Genomic DNA, 1,208 nt, shown 5'->3' with positions numbered 1-1,208 from the left:
CCAAAAGCGGCGTATTCCCACTCGGCCTCTGTTGGAATACGGTAATTACCTAACCATTCACCGTACAATTTCGCACCTGTATAATACATCCATCGAATGGGATGATCTGCATAATTTTCATCAAGTTCAAAAGACGTACCATTCCAAATAATGGGCGAGTCGTGACGAGGTTCATAATCAATATTTGCTCGAGTACTTAAATCTCTTGTGGCATCAAAAATTTGACATAGTGCTAGTTCCCCTTTATAGGATGCTCTTCTATAATAAAAACTTTCACGTCGGTGAGCTTTAAAATCGGTGGGTTGAATTACAATATCATCAAGTATACTATTTAAAAATGCGACATATTGGGTATTGGTTACTTCATACTTCCCTATATTGTAATCACTTAAAGTTATTTGATGTGCGGGGTTTTCGTTTGATATGTCCATATAAAGTGGATCTCCATTAATTAAAACACCTATTTGAATTTGAGTTAGTTCAGATTGCCCCATGGTAAATGCCCCACCTTCCACATTAATCATTTCGGGTTGTTCAATAGGACTGTTTTTCCAACAAGTAAAAGACCAAATATTGGATGTTGTTTCGTGCCCAAAATTATCTTTTGCAACTACTTTCCAATAAATTTCACCATAAGTGTTAAACGTATGTAAAAATGTTGTTTTAGAAATATTTGAGGCTATTAATGTTTGTGGGTTACTATTTGCATCTGCATAAACATCATAAGTAATGGATTCTCCATCAGCATCTGAACTTGCATTCCAAGAGAGATTTACATGAAACCCTCTATTGGTAGCGTTATCTTGAGGAGTAGATAAAGAGAATGCTGTGGGGGCATCATTTTGATAATTTTCTACTATAAACGATGCGGTATTAGAACTAACAGACGCATTGGCACCTTCATAACCATCTATTGCTTTTATATACCAAATGTAGGATGTATAATCTTTTAAAGTTGTTGAAATGGTATATGAAGTTTCTGTAGTTTCTGTTAAAAAACTAAAATCACTTCCAGGATGGTCTTCTTTAAAAAATACACGATAGGTTATTGGGTCATTATCGGCATCTATACTTTTAGACCATGATAAAGTAGGTTTTGCATTTACATCTGTTAAGCCATTTACAGGTGATAATAAATTTGGTATGGTAGGCAACGTATTTTCTCTAATGGTTGTAAATGAAAATGTATCACTAATTGATAAAATACC

At 34.4% G+C, this 1,208-nt stretch carries 1 protein-coding gene; it reads right to left on the bottom strand.

Translation table 11 applies throughout. From position 1 onward, the window contains the following. Positions 1–1,208 (bottom strand): SUMF1/EgtB/PvdO family nonheme iron enzyme (locus tag A6I66_RS16365; RefSeq protein ID WP_169815750.1); only part of this gene is annotated, 1,208 nt, incomplete at both ends.

The organism is Pseudotamlana agarivorans (genome assembly GCF_001642835.1).
GTDB lineage: Bacteria > Bacteroidota > Bacteroidia > Flavobacteriales > Flavobacteriaceae > Pseudotamlana > Pseudotamlana agarivorans.
The sequence above is the reverse complement of the archived record's forward strand: the minus strand, read 5'-3'. Positions and strand labels throughout refer to the sequence as shown.